General features: G+C 37.5%; 15 protein-coding genes. All 15 read left to right on the top strand.

Features of this window, described 5'->3' with window-relative positions:
- Positions 1–13: 13 nt before the first annotated feature.
- The 15 genes from gcvH to Q1R07_RS09765 all read left to right on the top strand — a co-directional run bounded on the left by gcvH (position 14) and on the right by Q1R07_RS09765 (position 22,325).
- Positions 14–394, top strand: coding sequence for a glycine cleavage system protein GcvH (gene gcvH, locus Q1R07_RS09835; RefSeq protein ID WP_300489288.1), 381 nt, complete (start codon positions 14–16; stop codon positions 392–394).
- On the top strand, positions 387–761 hold the full coding sequence (locus Q1R07_RS09830; protein WP_300489285.1) for a VanZ family protein: 375 nt from the start codon (positions 387–389) through the stop codon (positions 759–761). Before gcvH ends, Q1R07_RS09830 begins: the two co-directional genes overlap by 8 nt.
- Before the next feature lie 53 nt (positions 762–814).
- A complete protein-coding gene (gene deoC / locus Q1R07_RS09825) occupies positions 815–1,558 on the top strand; it encodes a deoxyribose-phosphate aldolase (RefSeq protein WP_300489282.1) in 744 nt (247 codons plus the stop codon).
- A 12-nt stretch (positions 1,559–1,570) separates the two neighbouring features.
- A complete protein-coding gene (locus Q1R07_RS09820) occupies positions 1,571–3,670 on the top strand; it encodes a gliding motility protein RemB (RefSeq protein ID WP_300489279.1) in 2,100 nt (699 codons plus the stop codon).
- 47 nt (positions 3,671–3,717) lie between these two features.
- Complete coding sequence (locus Q1R07_RS09815) at positions 3,718–4,260, top strand: SRPBCC family protein (RefSeq protein WP_300489277.1); 543 nt, start codon at positions 3,718–3,720, stop codon at positions 4,258–4,260.
- A gap of 142 nt (positions 4,261–4,402) precedes the next feature.
- Positions 4,403–5,305, top strand: coding sequence for a heme o synthase (gene cyoE / locus Q1R07_RS09810; RefSeq protein WP_300489330.1), 903 nt, complete (start codon positions 4,403–4,405; stop codon positions 5,303–5,305).
- Positions 5,306–5,328: 23 nt separating this feature from the next.
- Positions 5,329–5,910 carry a cytochrome c oxidase subunit 3 gene (locus Q1R07_RS09805; RefSeq protein ID WP_300489327.1) on the top strand — a complete coding sequence of 194 codons (582 nt, stop codon included), beginning with the start codon at positions 5,329–5,331 and terminating at the stop codon, positions 5,908–5,910.
- A 44-nt stretch (positions 5,911–5,954) separates the two neighbouring features.
- Positions 5,955–6,935 (top strand): cytochrome c oxidase subunit 3, encoded by a 981-nt coding sequence (locus tag Q1R07_RS09800; RefSeq protein WP_300489274.1) that lies wholly within the window; start codon positions 5,955–5,957, stop codon positions 6,933–6,935.
- Positions 6,936–6,959: 24 nt separating this feature from the next.
- Positions 6,960–7,313: a cytochrome C oxidase subunit IV family protein gene (locus tag Q1R07_RS09795; protein WP_136403856.1), complete on the top strand. Its 354-nt coding sequence runs from the start codon at positions 6,960–6,962 to the stop codon at positions 7,311–7,313.
- 80 nt (positions 7,314–7,393) lie between these two features.
- Entirely contained in the window at positions 7,394–8,044 is a 651-nt protein-coding gene (locus tag Q1R07_RS09790) for a hypothetical protein (RefSeq protein ID WP_300489270.1), read from the top strand.
- Positions 8,045–8,071: 27 nt separating this feature from the next.
- Entirely contained in the window at positions 8,072–8,698 is a 627-nt protein-coding gene (locus Q1R07_RS09785) for an SCO family protein (protein ID WP_300489267.1), read from the top strand.
- A 5-nt stretch (positions 8,699–8,703) separates the two neighbouring features.
- A complete protein-coding gene (locus Q1R07_RS09780) occupies positions 8,704–9,243 on the top strand; it encodes a DUF420 domain-containing protein (RefSeq protein ID WP_300489264.1) in 540 nt (179 codons plus the stop codon).
- Between the two features lie 43 nt (positions 9,244–9,286).
- Entirely contained in the window at positions 9,287–9,469 is a 183-nt protein-coding gene (locus tag Q1R07_RS09775; protein WP_300489324.1) for a hypothetical protein, read from the top strand.
- Positions 9,470–9,780: 311 nt separating this feature from the next.
- Positions 9,781–11,658 (top strand): T9SS type A sorting domain-containing protein, encoded by a 1,878-nt coding sequence (locus Q1R07_RS09770; RefSeq protein ID WP_300489261.1) that lies wholly within the window; start codon positions 9,781–9,783, stop codon positions 11,656–11,658.
- A 29-nt stretch (positions 11,659–11,687) separates the two neighbouring features.
- A complete protein-coding gene (locus tag Q1R07_RS09765) occupies positions 11,688–22,325 on the top strand; it encodes an RHS repeat-associated core domain-containing protein (RefSeq protein ID WP_300489258.1) in 10,638 nt (3,545 codons plus the stop codon).
- Positions 22,326–22,327 lie beyond the last annotated feature (2 nt).

The raw sequence follows: 22,327 nt of genomic DNA, 5'->3' as shown, positions 1-22,327 counted from the left end.
AAAAATAAACACAATGAATATACCATCTAACTTAAAGTACACAAAAGATCACGAATGGGTAAGCCTTGACGGCGAGGTTGCAACGATTGGAATTACTGATTTTGCACAAAAAGAATTAGGAGATATCGTTTATGTTGAAGTAGAAACGTTGGATCAGACACTGGATAAAGACGAAGTTTTCGGAACCGTTGAAGCGGTAAAAACAGTATCGGATTTGTTCTTACCTTTAACAGGAGAGATCATTGAATTTAACGAAGATTTAGAGTCAGAACCGGAAAGTGTTAACAGCGATCCTTACGGAGCGGGATGGATGATTAAAGTAAAAATCAGCAATCCGGCAGAAGTAGAAGAACTTTTGTCAAGCGAAGATTATAAAGCCTTGATTGGTGCGTAAACTCAATCTTTTACTCGCATTAGGTTGGTCGTTAGTGATAGGTATTGCCTGTCTGATAACCATTAATACGGATGTGGGCGGAAAAATTCCTTTTAAAGATAAGTTTGTACATTTTGTTTTTTACTTTCTGTTTACCATTCTGTGGTTTCGGACACTCGATAGCAAGTTCCCAAAAGAACCATTGGTAAAAAAACTGCGAATCGTATTTCTTTTCGGGTTTTTATACGGCGTTGGAATTGAAGTTTGTCAGGGTTTGTTTACAGAAAACAGATCGGCCGACATTTTAGATGTGCTGGCCAATACCACAGGAGGACTTATAGCAATAGCATTGCTTTACATAAACAGAAGTCAGAAGCTGAAAGACTAAATTAATTGCAACATAGTAATCCCACTTTTGTGGGATTTTTTTATTTTTATACCATGGATATTAGAAATTATTTAGACTCGACCTATTTAAAAACCGCCGAACAGGCTGGTGTTTCAGAAACGGAGAACCGAAAAATTGTTGCCGACTATGTTGCGGAAGCAATTCGGGAAAAATTCAAACTGATTATGATTCGCCCGGATATGGTAGCGATGGCCCGAACGATGATCGCTGAAAATAATTCAGCGGTAACCATCGGAACGGTTATCGATTTTCCAAACGGTAACGGAACATTGGAAGAGAAATTAAATGAAGCGGAACAGGCCATTCAGGATGGTGCAGACGATCTTGATTTTGTAGCGGATTACGAAGCATTTAAACGCGGTGAAACCGATAAAGTAAAAAAAGAAGTCCTGGAGTGTACCCGTTTGGGATTATCGCATAACAAGATCGTAAAATGGATCATCGAAGTAGCGGCTTTAAACGACCATCAGATCGTACAGCTATCGGCATTGATCAAAAACGTCGTTATTGCCAATTTTAAAGAAAATCAATACGAATTGGTTTTTGTGAAATCATCAACCGGATTTTATAAAACCGAAGACGGGAAGCCAAATGGCGCGACTGTGCCGGCCGTAAAACTAATGCTGGAAAATTCATTTCCGCTACCGGTAAAAGCAGCCGGTGGTGTACGTACATACGAGGAAGCACTGGAAATGGTGCGTTTGGGTGTAAAACGAATCGGAACCTCTTCGGCGAAAGCTATTGCCAACGGAGAGCAATCAAATAGTGAATATTAAACCCGGTATTACATGAGGTATTTATGGTGTGCCCTGTTCTTGTCACTTGGATTGACAAATGCGTTTTCACAAACCGAAAACGAACAGTTTCCGGTTTTTAAGGACTGTAAAGATAAACCGCAAAAAGAGCAGGAATCCTGCTTTAATGCTAAAGTTCAGGATTTTTTCTATTCGCATTTTAAAGTGCCACAGCAGGTAACCGATGCGAATTATAAGGGAACGGTTATTGCCTTGTTTGAAGTCGATTCGACCGGGACATTTAAACCCTTGTATATCGATGCGGCCTATCCCGAACTGAAAGAGGAAACCAAAAGAGTTTTTGCGCAGTTCGAAAAAGTAGAACCGGCAAAATTTGCAGGTAGGGCAACCTATGCTAAATATACGGTGCGTATCGCTATTCCGTTGGAAAAATCGGTATCGGATGAAACAACAGCTGTAGCGACTACTTCCGGAAAAACCAATCCAAAAGTACAACAGGAACTGGATGAGTTTGATAAAATTGTTAGCAAGCCCTTTCGGAACCCGCAGTTTAAAAGCCATCTGAATATTCCTTTTTCACATCAGAATTATGCCGTTTTCGATGCGGCCGTAAATCAGGTGGGAAGTAATAACCATTCGGCTTCCAAACCGTATTCTTATGCGGAAGTGGCCAAATATTACGATTTCGATAAGGAACAGCAAAAACTGCTCAAAAATAAAACCTCCTGGTGGGGACGAAAACTCTGGAATGAAAACCTGGTTGCCATTCAGGGTGACGGCTATTGGTTTACGATCAACCCGATTTTCGACCTGCGCGTTGGGAAAGATATGGATAGCGAACTCAAATATACCTATGTGAACACCCGCGGGGTACATGTTCAGGGGGCGTTGGGCGAGCAGCTAACGTTCTCGAGTTCGGTTTATGAAAGTCAGGGGCGTTTTGCGGATTATTACAACCGTTATGCTGAATCGATTAAGCCATCGGGTGGAAATCCGGCGATTATTCCGGGTATCGGGATCGCTAAAGAATTTAATGGAGATGGCTACGATTTTCCGCTTGCGGAAGCCAATATATCGTATACGCCTAATAAATTCATCAACCTGCAATTGGGTTACGGACGGAATTTTATTGGAGATGGATACCGCTCACTGATTTTTAGCGATGTGGCCAGTCCGTATCCGTATTTTAAAATCAATACGACGTTTTGGAAAATTAAATATACCAATACCTATATGTGGTTGAAAGATGTTCGTACCGATGTAACAGCCGAAAAGACATACGCCACCAAATATATGGCCAATCACTACCTGAGCTGGAATGTTTCCAAACGATGGAATATGGGATTCTTTGAATCGGTGGTTTGGAGTAATACCAACGACCGTGGTTTTGATTTTAGCTTTGTTAACCCGATCATTTTTTATCGTGCCGTTGAATTTACATCGTCTTCCAAAAGCGGAAATGCCGTTTTGGGACTTACGTCGAAATATAAGCTGAGCAACCAAATGAATATCTACGGACAATTCCTGTTGGATGAGTTTTCGTTAAGTGATATTAAAGCGGGTAATGGAAGCTGGAAAAATAAATACGGCTTCCAGATTGGTGGAAAGTATTACGATGCATTTAAGATTAAAAACCTGATGTTGCAGGCCGAATACAATTATGTGCGTCCGTATGTGTATTCGCATAGTAATGTGTTAACGAACTACGGACATAATAACCAAAGTATGGGACATCTTTGGGGTGCCAATCTGAAAGAAGTGGTCGGAATTGCCCGTTATTATTATGGACGCTGGTTTGTCGATGCAAAACTGATTTACGGACAAAGAGGACTCGATTTTAACACGGCGGATAATACCTATAATTACGGCGGTGATATCTACCGTAATTATGACGAAGACCGTCCTTTTGATACCGGAGTGGTAACCGGACAAGGAAATAAAACGAATGTTTTAATAGCCGATCTTCAGGCGGGTTATCTGGTAAATCCGGCGATGAACCTGAAACTTTTCGGAAATGTGATTTATAGAAACTTTGATCCGGCTACCGAAACGCCAAGTGCAGTAAAAAGTTCGACAACCTGGTTTTCAGTTGGTTTGCGGGTAGATTTGTTTAATTGGTACTATGATTTTTAATTATTTTTTGTAATTTTAGAATTATAACCAATAAAAAACATCATTTTATGAGAATCATAAAAAATATCATACTGTTCTTCCTGGCGGTTATCGTATTGTTACTCGTGGCGGGTTTGTTTGTGAAAAAAGACTATGCTATTGAAAGAGAAGTAGTGATCAACAAACCTAAAGCGGAAGTGTTCGATTATATAAAGCATATTAAAAACCAGGATTACTATAGTGTCTGGAATCGGAAAGATCCGGCGATGAAAAGAGAGTATAAAGGAAACGACGGAGAAGTTGGTTTTGTTTATGCCTGGGAAAGTACCAATAGGGAAGTTGGAAAAGGCGAACAGGAAATTGTTCGTATTGTCGATGGCGATCGTGTGGATATGAAGCTGCGTTTTAAAGAGCCTATGGAAGCCGATGATGATGCGTATATGATAACCGAAGCGGTGTCGGAAAATCAAACCAAAGTCAAATGGGGCTTTAAAGGTTCGATAAACTATCCGATGAATCTGCTACTGCTGTTTATGGATATGGAAAAAGAATTGGGCGGTGCTTTGGATACTGGTCTGAAGGATATGAAGACACTATTGGAAAAACAATAAAAAAATATGGAGAGAGGTCGAAAGACCTCTCTTTTTTGTTAAAACTGCTGTTTGCGGTTGATTTTAAGGGTTTACTTTTGATGAAAACTAATTTTTGAAGTATATTTGCGCACCGTTTTTATAAATAATAATGAAAACTGCCTTGAACGCTTCAGAAAAAACAATTTCACTTACCTCTTTATTTGCGGATTTTAAAGGAATCACCAAAGCGGGACTGGCTATTAGTGTTGTCTTTTCGTCTATAGTAGGCTATTTATTAGGAGTTTCCGATGAAACGCCTTTTAGCTGGATTACTTTTATACTACTTGGAATTGGTGGCTATTGTATGGTGGGGGCTTCCAATGTATTTAATCAGATCATCGAAAAAGATCTGGATGCGTTGATGGATCGTACCAAAAACAGACCACTTCCTTCCGGGAGAATTTCCAAACAAACTGCCTTTATTTTAGGAGCCGTGCTTACCGTTGTCGGGATCGCTATTTTGTATACGATCAATCCGAAAACGGCCATGTTCGGCGCAATATCCATATTTTTATATACCAGTGTTTATACGCCTTTAAAGACCATGACACCACTTTCGGTGTTTGTAGGTGCTTTTCCGGGTGCCATTCCGTTTATGTTAGGGTGGGTAGCGGCGACCAATGAATTTGGTATTGAGGCCGGAACACTTTTCCTAATTCAGTTTTTCTGGCAATTCCCGCATTTCTGGGCTATTGGTTGGTTTTTGTATAAAGACTACGAAAAAGCCGGGTTCTTTATGTTGCCAACAGGAAAACAGGATAAGAAAACCGCCTTGCAAACGATATTGTATACTGTTTGGTTGATCATCGCTTCGTTGATTCCGGTAGTTGGGTTTACAGGTGATTTAAAACTGAGTTATGTAGCGGCTGGTTTTGTATTGCTTTTAGGACTTTGGATGTTGTATTTTGCAGTGAAATTATATAGAGAAATGGACGAAAAAGCGGCCCGCAAATTAATGTTGGTGAGTGTTTCGTATATTTCGTTGCTGCAATTGGTATATGTTATAGATAAATTTTTACGATAGGCTATATGAGTGCAATAAATAGTATGAAAATGTCAGTGGAAGAACATAACGAAAGAAAAGCAAAATCGTATAAGATGATGCTTTGGTTCGCGATGATCAGTATTGTGATGGTGTTTGCCGGCTTAACAAGTGCCTATGTGGTGAGTAAGTCCAGACCGGATTGGTTAAAGGATTTTACCCTGCCGAGTGCTTTTATTGCCAGTACGGTAGTGATGTTGCTGAGTAGTGTGACTTTTCATCTGGCTAAAAAAGCCATTCAGAAAGATAACAGAAAAGCGACTACCAATTTGTTATGGCTTACATTGGCTTTGGGAATTGCTTTTGTGGTATTGCAATTTGAAGGTTTTGCACAAGTTATCGAAAGCGGTTATTTTTTTACCGGAAGTGAGAGTACGATCACAACTTCGTTTTTATACGTGGTTGTAATTGTCCACTTAGCCCACTTATTCGGGGGTTTAATAGCACTTTTGATCATAATTTATAATCATTTTAAACAAAAATACAATTCAGGTCAAACCCTTGGTATAGAGCTAGGTGCGATGTTTTGGCACTTTCTTGATTTTCTTTGGGTGTATTTGTTTTTATTTTTCTATTTCTACAAATAGAAAAAAAATGTAAATTTGGGAACTTTTTAACTAATTACTTTATAATGGGAGCGACAGTTACTACAACAGCTACTAATGGAAAAACTTGGGACGGCGGTAATGAGCCGATGGGAGCAAGTTATGGTAAGATGATGATGTGGTTTTTCATCGTATCGGATGCCTTGACTTTTTCTGGATTTCTAGCAGCCTACGGTTTTTCAAGATTTAAATTTATAGAATCCTGGCCTATTGCGGACGAGGTTTTTAATCACTTCCCGTTCATGCATGGCGTTGATGCACCGATGTATTACGTGGCATTGATGACATTTATTTTGATTTTCTCATCCGTAACCATGGTATTGGCGGTTGATGCAGGACATCACATGAAAAAAACAAAAGTAGCCGTTTACATGCTTTTAACCATCATTGGTGGTTTTATCTTCTTGGGATCTCAGGCATGGGAATGGAAAAACTTTATCCAGGGTACTTACGGGGCTGTGGAAACTAAAGGAGGTTTAATCCTTCAGTTCGTCGATAAAGACGGAAAAAGAGTAGCGTTGGGTGATTTTGCTGCGCACCTTCCAAAAGAAAGAGAACAATTAACCCGAAATAAAGGGGTTTGGTATATGAACGAATCGCATGCTATTCCTACCTATTCTGTAGAGCAGGTTGTAGAAGGATTCAAAGCCAATCCGGATCTATTGATTCGTTCGGAATTCAATACAAAAGACAAAACGAAAACCGTATTGTCGAGAGAAGAATCATTGAAAAAATTAAATGACGTTAAATATGTAGTGGAAGGGGCAAACCTGATCCGCAACGAGTATGGTCATAAATTATTCGCAAACTTCTTCTTCTTTATTACAGGATTCCACGGATTCCACGTATTTACCGGAGTATTGATCAACATCTTGATTTTCTTTAATGTGATCTTAGGAACATACGAGAAAAGAAGAAGTTATGAAATGGTTGAAAAAGTTGGATTGTACTGGCACTTTGTAGATTTAGTTTGGGTGTTCGTATTTACATTCTTCTATTTAGTTTAATTGATTTAAAAGAATAAGTATATCATGGCACATACCGCGCACGAATCAAATACAAAAAGAATATGGGTTGTTTTCGGAATCCTTTCCGTAATTACAATCATCGAAGTTATTTTAGGTATCGATAAACCAAAAGCATTATACATGACAAATCTATTGTCGATGAATTTGCTAAACTGGATTTTCATTATCTTAACCGTTGTGAAAGCTTACTATATCATGTGGGCCTTCATGCACCTTGAAGGAGAAAAAGGAAGTTTCAGATGGTCAATTGTTGGACCTCTGGTTTTTTTAATTATCTATTTAGTGTTCATCTTACTGGTAGAAGGTAATTATATCTTTGATGTGTTTAAAAATTCCGATTACAGATGGATTTTTTAATAGCATATTAAATTATAAAAAAGGCGGTTATTCAACCGCCTTTTTTTAATTTTGTGAAGACTAAAATTCAGGTATATCCCATGAAAAAATATATTGTTCTCACCGTTCTTTTTGCATTGCCTATATGTGCTTATCTGTTCTTCGCATCCGGAGTAAACAGTTTTGCAAAATTGCCTACCGTAACACCTAATATCAAGGAACTTTCCAACTGGAAATCACTTGACGGCGATACCATTCGTCTAAAAGATAAAATCACGATTCTGGGATTCCCCGGATCCGAAATCTTGATCAATAAAGGAGACGCCTTTAACCTCGATCAGAAAATCTATAATAAAAACAGAGAGTTTGCCGATTTTCAGGTGGTGATGCTAGCACCCGAAGGAACCGAAGATCAGGCACGCCAGTTAAAAACGGAATTAAGCGGAATTTCCGATTTAAAAGTGTGGCATTATGTATTTGCCAAGCCGGAAGAAATCCAGGCCTATTACGATGCGCTTAAACTGGTTGGCAAGCTGGATAAAAACCTGAGAACGCCCAATGTTTTTATAATTGATAAAGATCTCAACCTAAGAGGACGCAAAGGGAAGAATAAAAAAGGCGAAGAAGAATATAAAGAAGGTTATAATACAATCTCGGCTGCCGATTTACACAATGAAATGAGTGACGATGTGAAAATCATTCTGGCCGAATACCGACTGGCGCTTAAAAAGAACAACAAACGCAAAATATAATCCGCATTACTCTAAATAGTTTACCTTATGAAAAACAAATCGTATATCGGAATTTCATTTATCGTGCTGATCTTCGGGATCTGGGCGGTGCCGAAAATTCTGGCCAAATTTCAAAAAGCAGATTTAGTAACCATCGGACCGGTGCCGAAGTTTGAGTTAACCGATCAGAACAATAAAAAAATAAGCAATACCGATTACCTTGGAAAAGTATACGTAGTGGAATTTTTCTTTTCGACTTGTCCGACGATTTGTCCGATTATGAATCAGAATATGCTGAAACTACAGGAAGAGTTTTACGGAAATCCAAGTTTCGGAATTGCCTCCATTACGATCGATCCGGAACACGATACACCGGCAGTTTTAAAAGCGCACGCCGATCAGTTGGGAGTGAAAAATTACAATTGGCATTTCCTGACTGGTGATAAAAAATATATATACGATCTGGCGTTAAAAGGATTTAATCTGTATGCCGGAGAAAACGATAAACAGGCTGGCGGATTTGAACATTCCGGTTTGTTTGCTCTAATCGACAAAGAAGGAAACATCCGTTGTCGTAAAGATAGTTTTGACAACCCGATTTTGTATTACGATGGTTTGGAAGAAGCGGGAATCAAAGCGATAAAAGAAGATATTAAGAAATTGCTAGAAGAATAAGTATAATGGAAAATTCAGTAGAAAAAAAATACAATAAATGGATTGTGGTGCTTTCGGTTGCGATACCGTTAGTAGTAGCGTTGTTGTTTGGTGTTAATCTTAGAAAATTAGGTTATGATGTACAGCCGTTATCCTTTTTACCGCCTATTTACGCGACGATCAACGGAATAACAGCGGTTTTACTGGTTGCAGCGGTTTGGGCGATTAAAAACGGCAAAAGAAGCCTGCATGAAAACCTGATGAAGGTGGCGATTGCCTGTTCGGTAGCATTCCTGGCGATGTATGTGGCCTATCATATGACATCCGATTCGACAAAATTCGGAGGCGAAGGAGCGATCCGTTATATCTATTACTTTATTTTGGTAACGCATATCCTTTTATCGGTGATCATTATTCCTTTTGTATTGATTACCTATGTAAGAGCGATAGCGGGAAGTTTTGACCGTCATAAAAAGATTGCAAAAATTACCTTCCCGATGTGGTTGTATGTAGCCGTAACCGGTGTGATTGTTTACCTTATGATTGCGCCCTATTATGTGCATTAAGAAGACTATAAAGCCACTGTTTTTATCGGTTGTGGTATTGCTAATGTCGCTAAATGCAAATGCGCAATGTGCGATGTGTCGGGCGGCTTTGGAAAGTGAAGAAGGAGGCGTAAAAGCAGAAGCCGTAAACGACGGAATTGTGTACCTGATGGTGATTCCGTATGTATTGGTTGGTGTGTTGGGTTATGCGATTTACCGCTTAAAGACAAAGAAGAAAGAGAGATAAAGAAATATTATATTATTGGATAAAACCGGAATTTTATCACTTAAATAAAATAAAAAGTGATAAAATTCCGGTTTTTCTTTTTTTTGATTTTTTAAATGTTTTTTTTAGCAGCTTTATTGTTAAAATCTTGTTTTTAGTATTTTAAAGCTGTAAGTATTGTGTTTTTTTTAATATTGTATGATGAAAAGCTTATGTTTTTATTAATAATTTAAAAATAAGTCGAAATTGCTGTTGTAATTTATAGTTTTGCTGTTTTGTTTAGAAAACAGTATTAAATTTTTGATAAAATAGTAATGAAGACAACTTTTTTTGTGAAATCTTTACTGATATCGCTGATTATCTTAGGTTTTCAATCGGTTTTAGCTCAGCATAATAAAGGCTTTTCCTCAAATCGATTATGGATAAAAGGCGTACAGGATACTTTACCAACTTCTCGTAATACAGTGGATAATGTTCTGCTGTTTAATTTTAATCCAACAATATTAAATACGGAAAGTCTGTTCAAAAACAAATTGAGTGATCAGTCATCTCTTTTTGTGGTTTTTAAATCGGATGTAGAAGAAGAAAAATCTGTTTTAACACTTAAATATGGAAAAGAAAAAACGTTTGTAACCAATAAACAAATACTTAGTGATAAAGTATTGGAATACAAAGAAGTTGATTCTAAAAATGGTATTGTATTAAGTTATCTCTATGATAAAACAGAACCGTTTGTAAAAAAGAAAAATACCCTTCTTTTTGATATTGTTGATGATATTCAAAATAGTAAAGACAACAAAGAACAATTGTTGGAATTTATTTATTTCCCGAAAGTCGTTAGCGCAATAGAACGCCGTAAAGTAGAAACCTATCTTTCGATAAAATACGGTATTTCCTTAAAAGGGAATTACGACTATATTAACGCTACCCATGATACGATATGGGATTATAACAAAAACAAAAGCTATAATAGCCGGGTAACTGGTATCGGTCGTGCCGATTCTCAGCAATTGTATCAAAAGCAGTCCGGGAATGCAGAACATGACGGATTATATATCGGTTTAGGGACGATTGAAAAAGAAAACAGAGCCAATAAAAATAAGCTGAAAGATAATACATATCTTATTTGGGGAGATAATAATAAGATGTCTGGTATTCCGGTTAAAAATGATGCGGGAGTACAAAAAATGGATCGAATATGGAAATCGGTTGCTTTTAATAAAATAGCGCAAGACACTATTTTTACTCAGGTGCAAATCCTGAAAAAAGAAATGAAAATCGATTCTGGTCGGGCTGAAAAAGATAAATTCCTTTGGTTAGTAGTTTCAGCACAAACGGAAGGGGAATTCGATTATACTTCTGCTATTTATTACAAACAAGTGCAGACGGTTAACAATGATACCCTTCATTTCAATAAAATTCCATGGAAAGATACAGCGTTGTTTACCTTTATAAAAGCACCGGCTTTCTTTGCCGAAATAAAAACAACAGATCCTAACTGTATCACAGTACAAGAAGGTAAGATCGAAGTTAAATTTATCGGTGGTCAGGCTCCGTATAATGTGACATTACTTTCCGGAAATCTGAAAAAACAATATACTACAACAGAAACGTCTTTATTGTTGGAAGATGTTCGTCCAGGTACTTATCGTTTAACGATTGTAGATCATAATAAACAGGTATTTGAAAAAGAAGCGATCGTAAAAAGTCTGGATAATTTGGATGTAAAACTTGCTGAAAAATGGTATTTAAGTACTGATGGATCAATCGAGATCATACCTATAATCACTGAAGGCAATGATAAAGGACTTACTTATGAGTGGTTTCAGGATACTGATATAATCGCAACCGATAAAAAAGCAACCATCACTCAAACCGGAAATTATTCGCTTCGTATTCTTAACAAGGAAGGTTGTTCAAGAGTGCTGCCTTTTAAAGTATTGGCAAACGATAATAGTAACGGTGATCAATTGGTACTTTATCCGAATCCGGTTGGCGTTACCAGCGATTTTGCTATAGTGTTTAACTTATTAGAAAAAGCCGATGCTCAGATTAAAGTATACGATTTAAACGGAAAACAAATTCGCGAGAAAAGCTTCAAAAATATAAAGTACCATACACATAAAGATAATATTGGTGTTGAAGGAACTTATATGGTACTGATCAGTATAAATGGTGAAACATCAGCCAGAAAATTAATAGTTAGATAATACAATTACCCCTACTCATATTTATAAGCATGGATTATAGAAATACCCATTATTCCGGAATAAAGAAAAACGTTTTTCAAACGGTTCATTATATTGTTTTGATTGGTATGCTGCACAGTACATTTGTAGCGCCGGCTCAAGGTGTTTTAGAAGCCTATTTTAAGCCGTCGAACATCCAATATTATGCCGGTTCGATGGCAAAAAAACATCCGGAAAGATTATTCGGTAATTCCGATACTACAACTTTGTCTAATCAAGTCGGACAAATTAAAACGGAACCGGTTCGCGTATCGGATGATATTACAACAGGAAAAACAGCAACGCCGGCTGCAAAGCAATGGGTAGCAGATATCCCGTCGGGAATTATAGGAAGTACAAAAGAAATGCCGCTGGATAGCCCTTCGGATAATGTTTTTAAATTCAATATCGATGCGTTGCCGGATAGCCGTGATTACAATGTCTATCTGAAATATGATGTATATGGTGTAGACGGTGTTAATGCCGTATCAAGATCCATTAACGACCGTTTGGCGACAGGTGGTTATATCGTTAAAGAAACTAAAAACTGGAGCCAACAAAAAGAAGAGATCGATGGAAATTGGTTAAAAAACGGAGAGAACAAAGTTGTTTTTGCCACTCCGGAACGATCAACCTACCAATATCGCATCAAAAATGTGACGATTGCAGTTGAGAAAAAGAACCCGTTAGAAATCGCACCGACGGTCATTGTATATAATTCAGATATCACACTGTCAAAAGATAATAAAATCTATATAAAAGGATTTTTAAAGGGGAAAGAAGAAGCGATTGCTAAAGTAACGGCTAATGGAAAAGCATTACGTTATAATAACGGTGAATTCGAAGGATTTATCGAGTTAAGTGACCGTATTAAAAAAGATCAGCTTGTTGTGATCAAAGCGGAAGAGGAAGAGGGATTAATCGGGCAGGAATTACTTACCGTTGGTCATCTTTTAGAAGCCGATCAGTCTTTTGAAATCGAAAAAACGAAAGATTTTATATCCAATCGTTTTGAAGCCTACAAAGGCGGTATGTTTGCCATATCTGGAGCTAAAATTACAATACCGGACAGTGCATTGGTAAAATCAAGATTGGTTTCGATTCGGGAGTTGCGAAAAATTGATATCGTTCCGTTAGGTTCAGGATTGATCAACGTAACAAAAGGAGGGAAGGCCTATCGTTTTTTACCGGATGGAACAAAATTTGAAAAACCCGTAAAAATTGCATTGGAATACGATAGTCTGTTAATCCCGAAAGGATATACAGCTGCCGATATTAAATCCTTTTATTTTGACACCCAACAAAAAAGATGGATTGAAGTAAAAAGAGATCAGGTGGATACGAATGCAAAAAGTATTGTATCCGAAACAACCCATTTTACAGATTATATCAACGGAATCATTCAGGTGCCGGAAAGTCCACAGTCGACAGCATTTGCGCCCACCATGATGAATGATATCAAAGCCGCAGATCCGTCTGCTGAAATCACAATGATGAATCCACCACAGGCGTCATACGACGGTAATGCGAACGTGAGTTATCCGATCAAAATACCGGCCGGAAGAAAAGGTATGCAGCCTAATCTTGCCGTACAGTATAGCAGCGAATCCAAAGATGGATGGTTAGGAGAAGGGTGGAATATTTCTGTTCCGGCGATCACATTAGATACCCGTTGGGGAGTTCCGCTTTTTGATGTGCAAAAAGAAACGGAAATTTATACATTAGCAGGAGAACAGTTAATGTATCCGAAAATGGCCAACGGAGAAGACTATATGCCGAACCGACATATGGATGCCGGTACAGCATCAAATGGATCAACGGTATATAGTACCGAAAAACAGTTACGTTCCTATGCTTTATCCGCAAATAAAAAAGCATTTTCATTTAGAAAGAAAACGGATAATACATTAGTTGAAAGATTTGGTTCAACACCTGCAAATTACTTTTGGAAAGTAACGGCAACCGATGGGACTGTAAGTTGGTATGGTGGAAAAGATGGAGCAATAGTCGATAATGCGGTTATTAAAAATGATAATAATAATATCGTGCATTGGGCGCTTTATATGACGGAAGATGTAAATGGAAACCGAATAAAGTATGTATATGATAATTTTAACCTTGGAGTCCAGTCAGGTGATAATGCAATTCTTACAGGTGGGAGAGTTTTTAATATAAAAAATATTTATTACACCGGTAAAGGAGGAGACGATGGAAAATACCGTGTCGATTTTACAAATGAAACAAATGTAATAAGACCAGATGTGTCTGTAAACAATAGACTGGGAATTAAGCAGATTAATGTATACCGATTGAAAAAGATTGATGTTCTATATAATACAGCATCGATAAGAAGCTATGACTTTGTATATGCGATTGGAAAGTTCAATAAATCATTGCTTAAGACAATTACTGAAAAAGATGCAACGGGACAGATAGCCTATTCTCATAATTTAATGTATTATGATGATTTAGAGAATACCAATTTGTTCAATCAGGGAGTAAAAGTACAGGTCCCGGAAATCGCACCGAATTACCAACTTAGTTTTGGTAATATGCTGAATGCATCAAAAATGAATTCTTCTCAAAATGTTGATAAAGGATGGGAAGTAGAACCGTCTTTAGGGATTCAGTTAAGGTTTTGGAGCATCAGTCAGAATCCGTCGCCTACCTTTATGTTTGGTTTTCCGTTTGGTGAATCTACAACAAAAGAGGTTGGAAAAGTGACTTTAGTTGATATTGATGGAGATGGATTAGAAGATGTGGTATATCAAAAAAGTGATGGACTTTGGTATCTTGGGCATAAAGTTCGGGACTATGATACAACGGAACATTATTTTGATTCCGCCAAAAAAATAAATAAAGCGGGAGAATTTTTTAGAAGTGAGGGTACATCTAAGAACAAGTTTTTAGAAGGATGGAATTTTAAGTTCCAGTTGTTTGGAGCACCATTCTTTTTCGGAACAAAACGATTTAAAAGTAGTTCGGAAACCATTACCTATTTTACAGACGCGAACCATGATGGTTTAATTGACATTGTAAGTAATGGAGTGGTGTATTTTAACCGACTGGATAGTAATGAAACACCAACGTTTTATGCTTCCAGTGAGCTAACACCAAATATGGTAATCACTGCCGATCCAGGTATAAGACCAAATGAAGAGCCAGATCCAGATAATCAGCAGATGGATGTGATGACGGATTATGATGTCGTACGGGTGTGGGTATCACCAGCTAGTGGACATGTTATAATAAGAGACCGAATTTCTCTACAAGGAAATAACCCTGAAGATAAGGCAGTCTATTCTATTGAAGTATTAGGAGGAAGAAACATCGGTTACAGACTTTATTTAAAAGAATTAACAGCTGCTCAACCACCGGTAGATGTATTGATTACAGATGATAATGTCCCTTTAGGGGCAGACTTTCTCAATAATAATGGAGTATTAGCAGTTGATAAAAATGTTAAATTCTATTTTAGGCTACATAAAAATACAAATGGCTCTAATGTCGTTTTAAATTCAAATCCTAGTATAGAGTTTGTTGATGAATTTGGAGTGCCGATGGGGCCGCTTTTAGATCCGAACGGAATCGATAATAATAGAAGTAACTATGCAGATTCTTTTATTTTGAGTAAGGAGGACGAAACGGAATTACCAGGGACAGGAACTGTTAAATTTGAGTGGTCCAATTTTACAGTGGCGAATATGTCGGATGATGTGACTTATAAAATTGTAAAATATACGTATGATCTGACTAATCTTCAAGCACAACCGTTGGAGGAGGTGATCTATCAGAAAATTTGCCCGCAAAACTCGAGTACGGTTGTGTCAATGGCAGGGAATACAATGGCTATAGATGTTAGTAACTACGTCATGTCTAATCTCTCAAATAACCAACAAGTTGTTTTTAAATTATTTGTAGAATCTGATTCTAACGTAAAATGGAAAGCAATTGAATGGAAACCAAAATTCACCTATATCCCTGATGCCAATGCAATTACTGGGGGAGTGGTAAATCGAAGCGTCTATAAATATCCGATAGTCAAATATTCAATATATAGAGGATACACAAGTAAATATCGTTTAGGTCCCAATCATAACAATGTATATGACAGACCTATAATTTGGAATGTGCCTAATACGGTTCAGACCTATGGTTTAAAAATTAATAATATGTTGGAAAGTAATCCAGCTTATCCGTTTACAAATGAAGATAATGGTTCTTTCCTGATGGTAGTAAAGAAAAATGGAAAATATATAGCGAAAAGAAAAATAACGATCCAAAATGGAACAGTCAATGTTTCAAATAATAATGACCCCATCCCTCTTTATACTGGAAATATAAACAGTATTGCGACACCGGTTGATATAAACGTAGAGTTTTATGTTGATGGTGCGCAAAATGATGAGCTTTTTGTAAAATGGAGAGGGTTGGTGCAGAGTCACTATGAGTCTTATATAGCGCCAGATGGTGTTACAATAGTAACAACTTATAAAGATAGAGGTTCGTTAATTTATATTGGTTATGATTGGTCATTACCCTATCAAACTGGATCTTATTATAATCGTGAAGTTCCTTATAGCGCTTACTATACCAGTAAAAGCTATGGAAATTCTCAATATCAATATTGGGGAGAAATATTCAGGTATTCTTTAGAACATTTAGGCTCATTGCATAATGGATGGGGACAGTTTTTGTACAACGAAAATCATGATCCAAATCCCAATACACGATCAGATAGTTATGGAAAACTACTTAATCATAGTGTAATTGCCAATCCGATGTTAGGAATGTCTACCGATATATTGGCAGATATGGGCATTGATACCAGTCAGTGTGATAATGCTCCGGATCCAGGAGCCTGTATACAAGGGGTGTTGACTTCGGCGTTTAATTTGCCGAATGAAAATACTGATTTTTCACAGTATAGCATTCAGGATTTACAAGCGTTGGGTGATTTATTAAACCAGTTTTCGATTAATCCGCCAGCTATTTGTTTATTGGAAGCAAAGCCAACGCGAAATGTGAATGAAAATAACCAAATGATTGAGAAATGGGAAGGTTTTTTTGATACCACATATTCCAGTGCAACGACTATGCGGGCTGGTGATTTTACAACATCGTCTTTTGGAGATATGTTTAATGAAGACGACAGTCATACTCATTTTACAGAGCAAGCGGATATGAATACAGGTATGTTTGCTATTAACAAACAGCATCAAAGTGCATCAAGATCGTATACTGTAGGTTGGGGACCGATTAACTTTAGTCGTAGTAGCTTGAATGATGAGGGATATAGCCAATCAACACGTGAGTTTATGGACTTGAATGGTGACGGATACCCGGAAATATTCCTAACAGACAATCTACAAACAACAACTATGACGGGTGGACATAGAAGCCCGTCGGGAGATCCCGGTTTTGGACATATATCGGTTAGTCATAGTGAAAATAATGGCTTTACCTTAGCTAAAGGATCTATTATTGCAGGGAATAAGAGTACCGGATCCGATTCAAATAGTGATAGCAATGGAAGAGGGGGGGAAGAAAAAAGAGCAATGAATATTGGGAAACCTTCTGATAGAATTGGAGTGTCGGTGAGTCTAGATGGAGATAATCACGGTGAAAACTTTTGGCAGGATGTTAACGGTGACGGATTGCCCGACAGAATTAATATCGATGGTAATGTTTTTAGAGTTCAGTTAAATAAAGGAACAATAGGACAAACAGTATTTGAAAATGCAAATTATAGAAACCTAACTTCTTATATGAGTACGCCAAGTCCGTTGGGAGTAAGTTTAGGTTTTAGTATTGATGGAATGGTTTCAGGCTTGTTACAATCTGTACCGCTCGAATTTAGTATTGATGTAGGAGCTAGTAGAAATGGAAATAACACAAGAGTTACTTTTGATGATGTTAATAATGATGGGCTTGTAGATATAATTACAAATAATGGAGTGCGTTTTAATGAAGGAACCCGATTCTCAGATACGGTTTATCCGATCACAGTAAATCTGAATAATGATTCTCAAAGCACTGCTTTATCCATAGCCGGACAGGTAGCCATGTTTTCTCATTTTACAATCTGTTGTAAATTCCTGTTTGTTTATTTTCCTATTCTGCACTTTAAATGGGGAGCTAGTGTAGGAGGTAATGCCAATCTTTCGATTACTGAAAACCTGAAGTCATACAGAGATTTTAATAAAGACGGGTTTACCGATATGGTAGCCAAAGACGGAGGGGATTTTATAGTTTATCACTCTAATATTAAAAGAACCAACTTGTTAAAAACAGTTCAGAATCCATTAGGAGGAACTTTTACAGTTGACTATACACCGAAACCGGTTGATTATAACAACCCGCATTCCCGATGGGTAATGTCCGGTCTTGTAATTCATGACGGAAAAACATTGGCTAATGAAGGAGTTGATATTTATAGAAAAAGTTTCGAATACGAAAGAGGACGTTATGACAGACGGGAAAGAGAGTTCTATGGTTACGGAATCGTAAGAACGCTTGATTATAAACCAAATGAACAAGCGTACAGAACTACGATAGCGGAATACCATAACGATAATTATTTCTTAAAAGGATTGGTGAAGAAATCGTATGTAAAAAAAGGCCCTTATTATGGTACAGCCAGCGGTCCTGTATTCTCACAAATGGAGAATTTCTATGAGTTAAGAAAGATATTAGCTAACGGGCAGATGGATACCAATTCTTCATTACCGTTAACATTTGACGTGGGTGGTAAAGAAGGTAGAAGACAGGCCGGTGTTGTAATGGTTAAAACCCGAAATGAGGTTTATGAATTAGGTACAAATACAATTGTTTCGGAAAGTCGTATGAAATATGACGGTTACGGAAGGGTGACTGATTATATAAATGATGGTGATCTGGCAACAACAGCTGATAATTATTCGTCTACGGTTTCTTATCATAATGATGCTGTTTTAGTCGCTAAAAATATCTTGAATGTTCCGAAAGAGATTAAGGTGTTCGATTCCAGTAGCGGTTCATCTGTATTAAAACGAAGAAGAATAACGGATGAAATCAACCCGAATACAGGAGCAATCGGAGCGATTCTGGCCTATAAAGACGCGGGTAGTTTTGTAAAGACCACTATGGAATATGATGGTTTTGGTAATCTTACACGGGTGGAATTCCCTCGAAATCATAATAACCAGGCTTTCTGGTATATGTACGGGTATGATACAGCAACCAATAAGTATGTGACGCAGATCGATGATGCCTTTGGTTATTATTCGACTACAGAATACGATCCGAAATTTGATAAAGTATTGGAGACTATCGATATTGGTGGTAGTATTGCGCAATATCAATATGATACCTTTGGTCGACTAGTTACAGTAAAAGGACCGAAAGAACTCGTTGCGGCCATTTCGGATTATACGATTAAATTTAAATATTATCCTACTCACGCGGATTTAGGAGCTAACCCATGTATTTCAAGTACCGACTTCCTTCCGGTAGCGGTAACAACGCATTATGACGAACAACACGATCCGAATGCGATTGAAACGTTTACGTTTATGGATGGATTGGGAAGACCAATGCAGGTGAAAAAAGATATTGAAATCAATACTGGAACAATCGATAAACCGGTGTATGAAGAAGCGATGTCGGTTTCCGGATGGGTGTATTACGATGATTACGGAAGAGGAATCCGACAGTATAATCCTACTTATGAAGGTAAAAGTTGTACAGTAAATTATAAAATCAACCAACAGGTGGTTTCGTATTTCTCGAAAACGGAATACGATGAGTTGGATCGTGTGGTAAAAACGATAGATCAGGATGGTAACGAAGCAATAACAAGCTATACTATCGATGCCGATCAAAATGGGAATCTGGCATTTAAAGCAAGATCGGTAACGGATCAAAACGGATCGCAACAAGTGATATCGGAAATATTTAAAGATATCAACGGAAGAGTGAATATGACTAAGAATGTAGGGCCATCCGGCGACATCTGGACAAAATTCAACTATAATGGAATTGGTGAATTGTTGACCTATGTTGATGCGGAAGACTTGACTACAACGTATGATTATGACGATTTGGGAAGAAAAACGGAAGTAACACATCCGGATAACGGAACAACGAAATATGCATATGACAATGCCGGTAACCTTACGAAATTGGAAACCGCTAATTTAACAAATGCCGGAACTGCTATTTCATATGAATATGAATACAACAGACCGATTAAGATTAAGTTTCCGCCAACCGCAAGTGGAGTCAATATTAGTGATGTGACCTATAAATATGGAAATGGCGGGCCGGTGACGGGTAGACTAGTCTATCAAAAAGATGCTTCGGGAGAGCAACATTTTGATTATGGTAGTATGGGCGAACTGATTTATAACAGACGTACCGTAGTAGGACCGAATATCCCGACGCGTGTATTTGAAACGTATTTTGAATACGATAGCTGGAACCGATTAAAAAAGATGACTTATCCGGACGGAGAAAGAGTGTCATATTACTACGATCTTGGTGGAAACTTGAACCGAGTGCTAGGAAATGTAGCTAGTACGGATTACGAATATATCAAACGTATCGATTACGATCACTATGAACAGCGAACGTATTTGTTATATGGAAATAATACGGAAACAAAATATACATATAGCCCGTCATTACGACGTTTGAGTAATCTGAATGTTAAAACAGCTGCCCAGCAGAATATGTTTAATAATAATTATACATATGATAATGTCGGGAATGTCAGAACAATTTCAAACAATGCGCCTTATAATCCTACAAATCAATTAGGAGGAACGTATGAGCATACATTCAAATACGACAACTTAAACCGACTGACATCGGGCAGAGGAAGTTTTATAGGGTTTGTAAATCGGGAGACGAATAACAACAGTGATTATTCATTGGATATGGAGTATAATGATACGCATGGTGTCAAAGTGAAAAACCAGACACATGCTGTTAATAGTTATTTGACGAATCCGGATAATACCTATAGTAATAATTACGAATATATTTCGGGATCGCATAGAGTGAAGAGTATTGTCGATTCGAATACCGGAAATACGGAAGATTTTAAATATGACTTAAACGGTAATATGACCGTACGATCAACATCGGTAGGAATGAATACTTCGATGTATTGGGATGAAAGTAACCGTTTACGCGTGGTCGATAAAGACGGTCAGATGCAACATTATATTTATGATGCTATCGGAGAGCGTATCTTAAAGGGAACTTCACGAGTGGAACAGGTGTTCGAAAATGGAACATTGGTAAACGGAAGTGGTGTAAGTTTTGAAGCCTATACGACTTATCCGAGTGCGTATGTTGTAGTCGACGGAAGAGGAGAATACAGCAAGCACTATTATGCCGGAGCGCAACGTATTGTTAGTCGAATCGGAGAAAGCGATGCAAGTATTTTTGAACGTTTGGATAAAACGGAGTTGGATATTAAAAAGCTGCAATTGGCTCAAAAAACAGATTTGGAACAAATGGTTTCAAAATCGGATAACGGAAAAGTATACTTTAAAGATTATAAACCGGAGATACTTACGAAAGAAAAAGATGGTGAGGAGCTGGAGAGTGAACGAGCCTCGCAGGTAACAGAGCAGTTCCCGTATACAGATATTTATTATTATCATCCGGATCATTTGGGATCGAGTACGTATTTAACAGATGCGAACGGAATGCCGTACCAATTTTTCTTAAATTTACCATTCGGGGAAACAATGGTAGAAATGCACAGTTTTACAGAAAACTATACGTCACCGTATAAATTTAACGGTAAAGAACTGGATAGCGAAACCGGAATCTATTATTATGGTGCCCGTTATTACGATCCGAAAATTAGTAATTGGTTAAGTGTGGATCCGTTAGCTGGAAGTTATCCAGGGTCTAATCCTTATGCTTATTGTTATCAAAATCCTATAAGATTTATTGATCCTACAGGTATGGAAGGAGAAAAAAATGAAGGTGATCCTAAGAAAAGAATAAATGTGGTGGTTTTGCCTAAAAAAATATCAGATAGTGATCAAGCTTTATTAAATGTGAAAGAATCCGCTGAAAATCATTTGGATAGCTCTGTTGTTAAGATTTATGCTAATGATACTAAGGATTTAGTGAAACAATTAATAGAAAATAATATTGGTAATGATCAAATAGGTACTTTGGTTTTAAATTCTCATGGGGATTACGATAAGCAATCTTTTAAGATTGGATCAGAAAGAATTGAAGGAAAGTCAGATTTTAAGGATTTGGGGAAAGCATTGAGTCCTTTTACTGATGAAAGTTCGAAGATTGTTATTCAGGCATGTCATCAAGGTGGTGGTAAAGATTTGAAGGTGAGTGAAGCCAATATGAAAGCACTATCGCAAGGTAGTGGGGCTATAATTTATGCTCCAATGACATGGGGAAGAGGGAGTGTTAATTTGTTTAATAATTCTAATTTTCTGCCATGGGGTACTAATTTTGGAGTGGTTGATCAAATACCTGAAAAATATAAAGATAATTGGTCTAATATTAGGGTGAATTCAGCGTTTATGAATCAATATAAACGTTATGATCCGAATTTGAATTGTAATAGATTTTCAACAATTAATGGTGGATACTACACTCGAAAAGGTAATTTTAAGTTTTAATT

The sequence above is a fragment of the Flavobacterium sp. genome (genome assembly GCF_030146175.1).
Lineage (GTDB): Bacteria > Bacteroidota > Bacteroidia > Flavobacteriales > Flavobacteriaceae > Flavobacterium.
Note: the sequence above shows the minus strand (reverse complement) of the source record. Positions and strands in the feature narration are given on the sequence as shown.

Excerpts from the sequence above, each read along its gene's own strand:
- Q1R07_RS09815 (WP_300489277.1), top strand. The coding sequence starts at position 3,718 with ATGAGAATCATAAAAAATATCATACTGTTCTTCCTGGCGGTTATCGTA.
- Q1R07_RS09765 (WP_300489258.1), top strand. The coding sequence starts at position 11,688 with ATGGATTATAGAAATACCCATTATTCCGGAATAAAGAAAAACGTTTTT.
- Q1R07_RS09805 (WP_300489327.1), top strand. The coding sequence starts at position 5,329 with ATGAAAATGTCAGTGGAAGAACATAACGAAAGAAAAGCAAAATCGTAT.
- deoC (WP_300489282.1), top strand. The coding sequence starts at position 815 with ATGGATATTAGAAATTATTTAGACTCGACCTATTTAAAAACCGCCGAA.
- Q1R07_RS09780 (WP_300489264.1), top strand. The coding sequence starts at position 8,704 with ATGGAAAATTCAGTAGAAAAAAAATACAATAAATGGATTGTGGTGCTT.
- Q1R07_RS09785 (WP_300489267.1), top strand. The coding sequence starts at position 8,072 with ATGAAAAACAAATCGTATATCGGAATTTCATTTATCGTGCTGATCTTC.
- Q1R07_RS09800 (WP_300489274.1), top strand. The coding sequence starts at position 5,955 with ATGGGAGCGACAGTTACTACAACAGCTACTAATGGAAAAACTTGGGAC.
- Q1R07_RS09775 (WP_300489324.1), top strand. The coding sequence starts at position 9,287 with ATGTCGCTAAATGCAAATGCGCAATGTGCGATGTGTCGGGCGGCTTTG.
- Q1R07_RS09795 (WP_136403856.1), top strand. The coding sequence starts at position 6,960 with ATGGCACATACCGCGCACGAATCAAATACAAAAAGAATATGGGTTGTT.
- Q1R07_RS09820 (WP_300489279.1), top strand. The coding sequence starts at position 1,571 with ATGAGGTATTTATGGTGTGCCCTGTTCTTGTCACTTGGATTGACAAAT.
- gcvH (WP_300489288.1), top strand. The coding sequence starts at position 14 with ATGAATATACCATCTAACTTAAAGTACACAAAAGATCACGAATGGGTA.
- Q1R07_RS09790 (WP_300489270.1), top strand. The coding sequence starts at position 7,394 with ATGAAAAAATATATTGTTCTCACCGTTCTTTTTGCATTGCCTATATGT.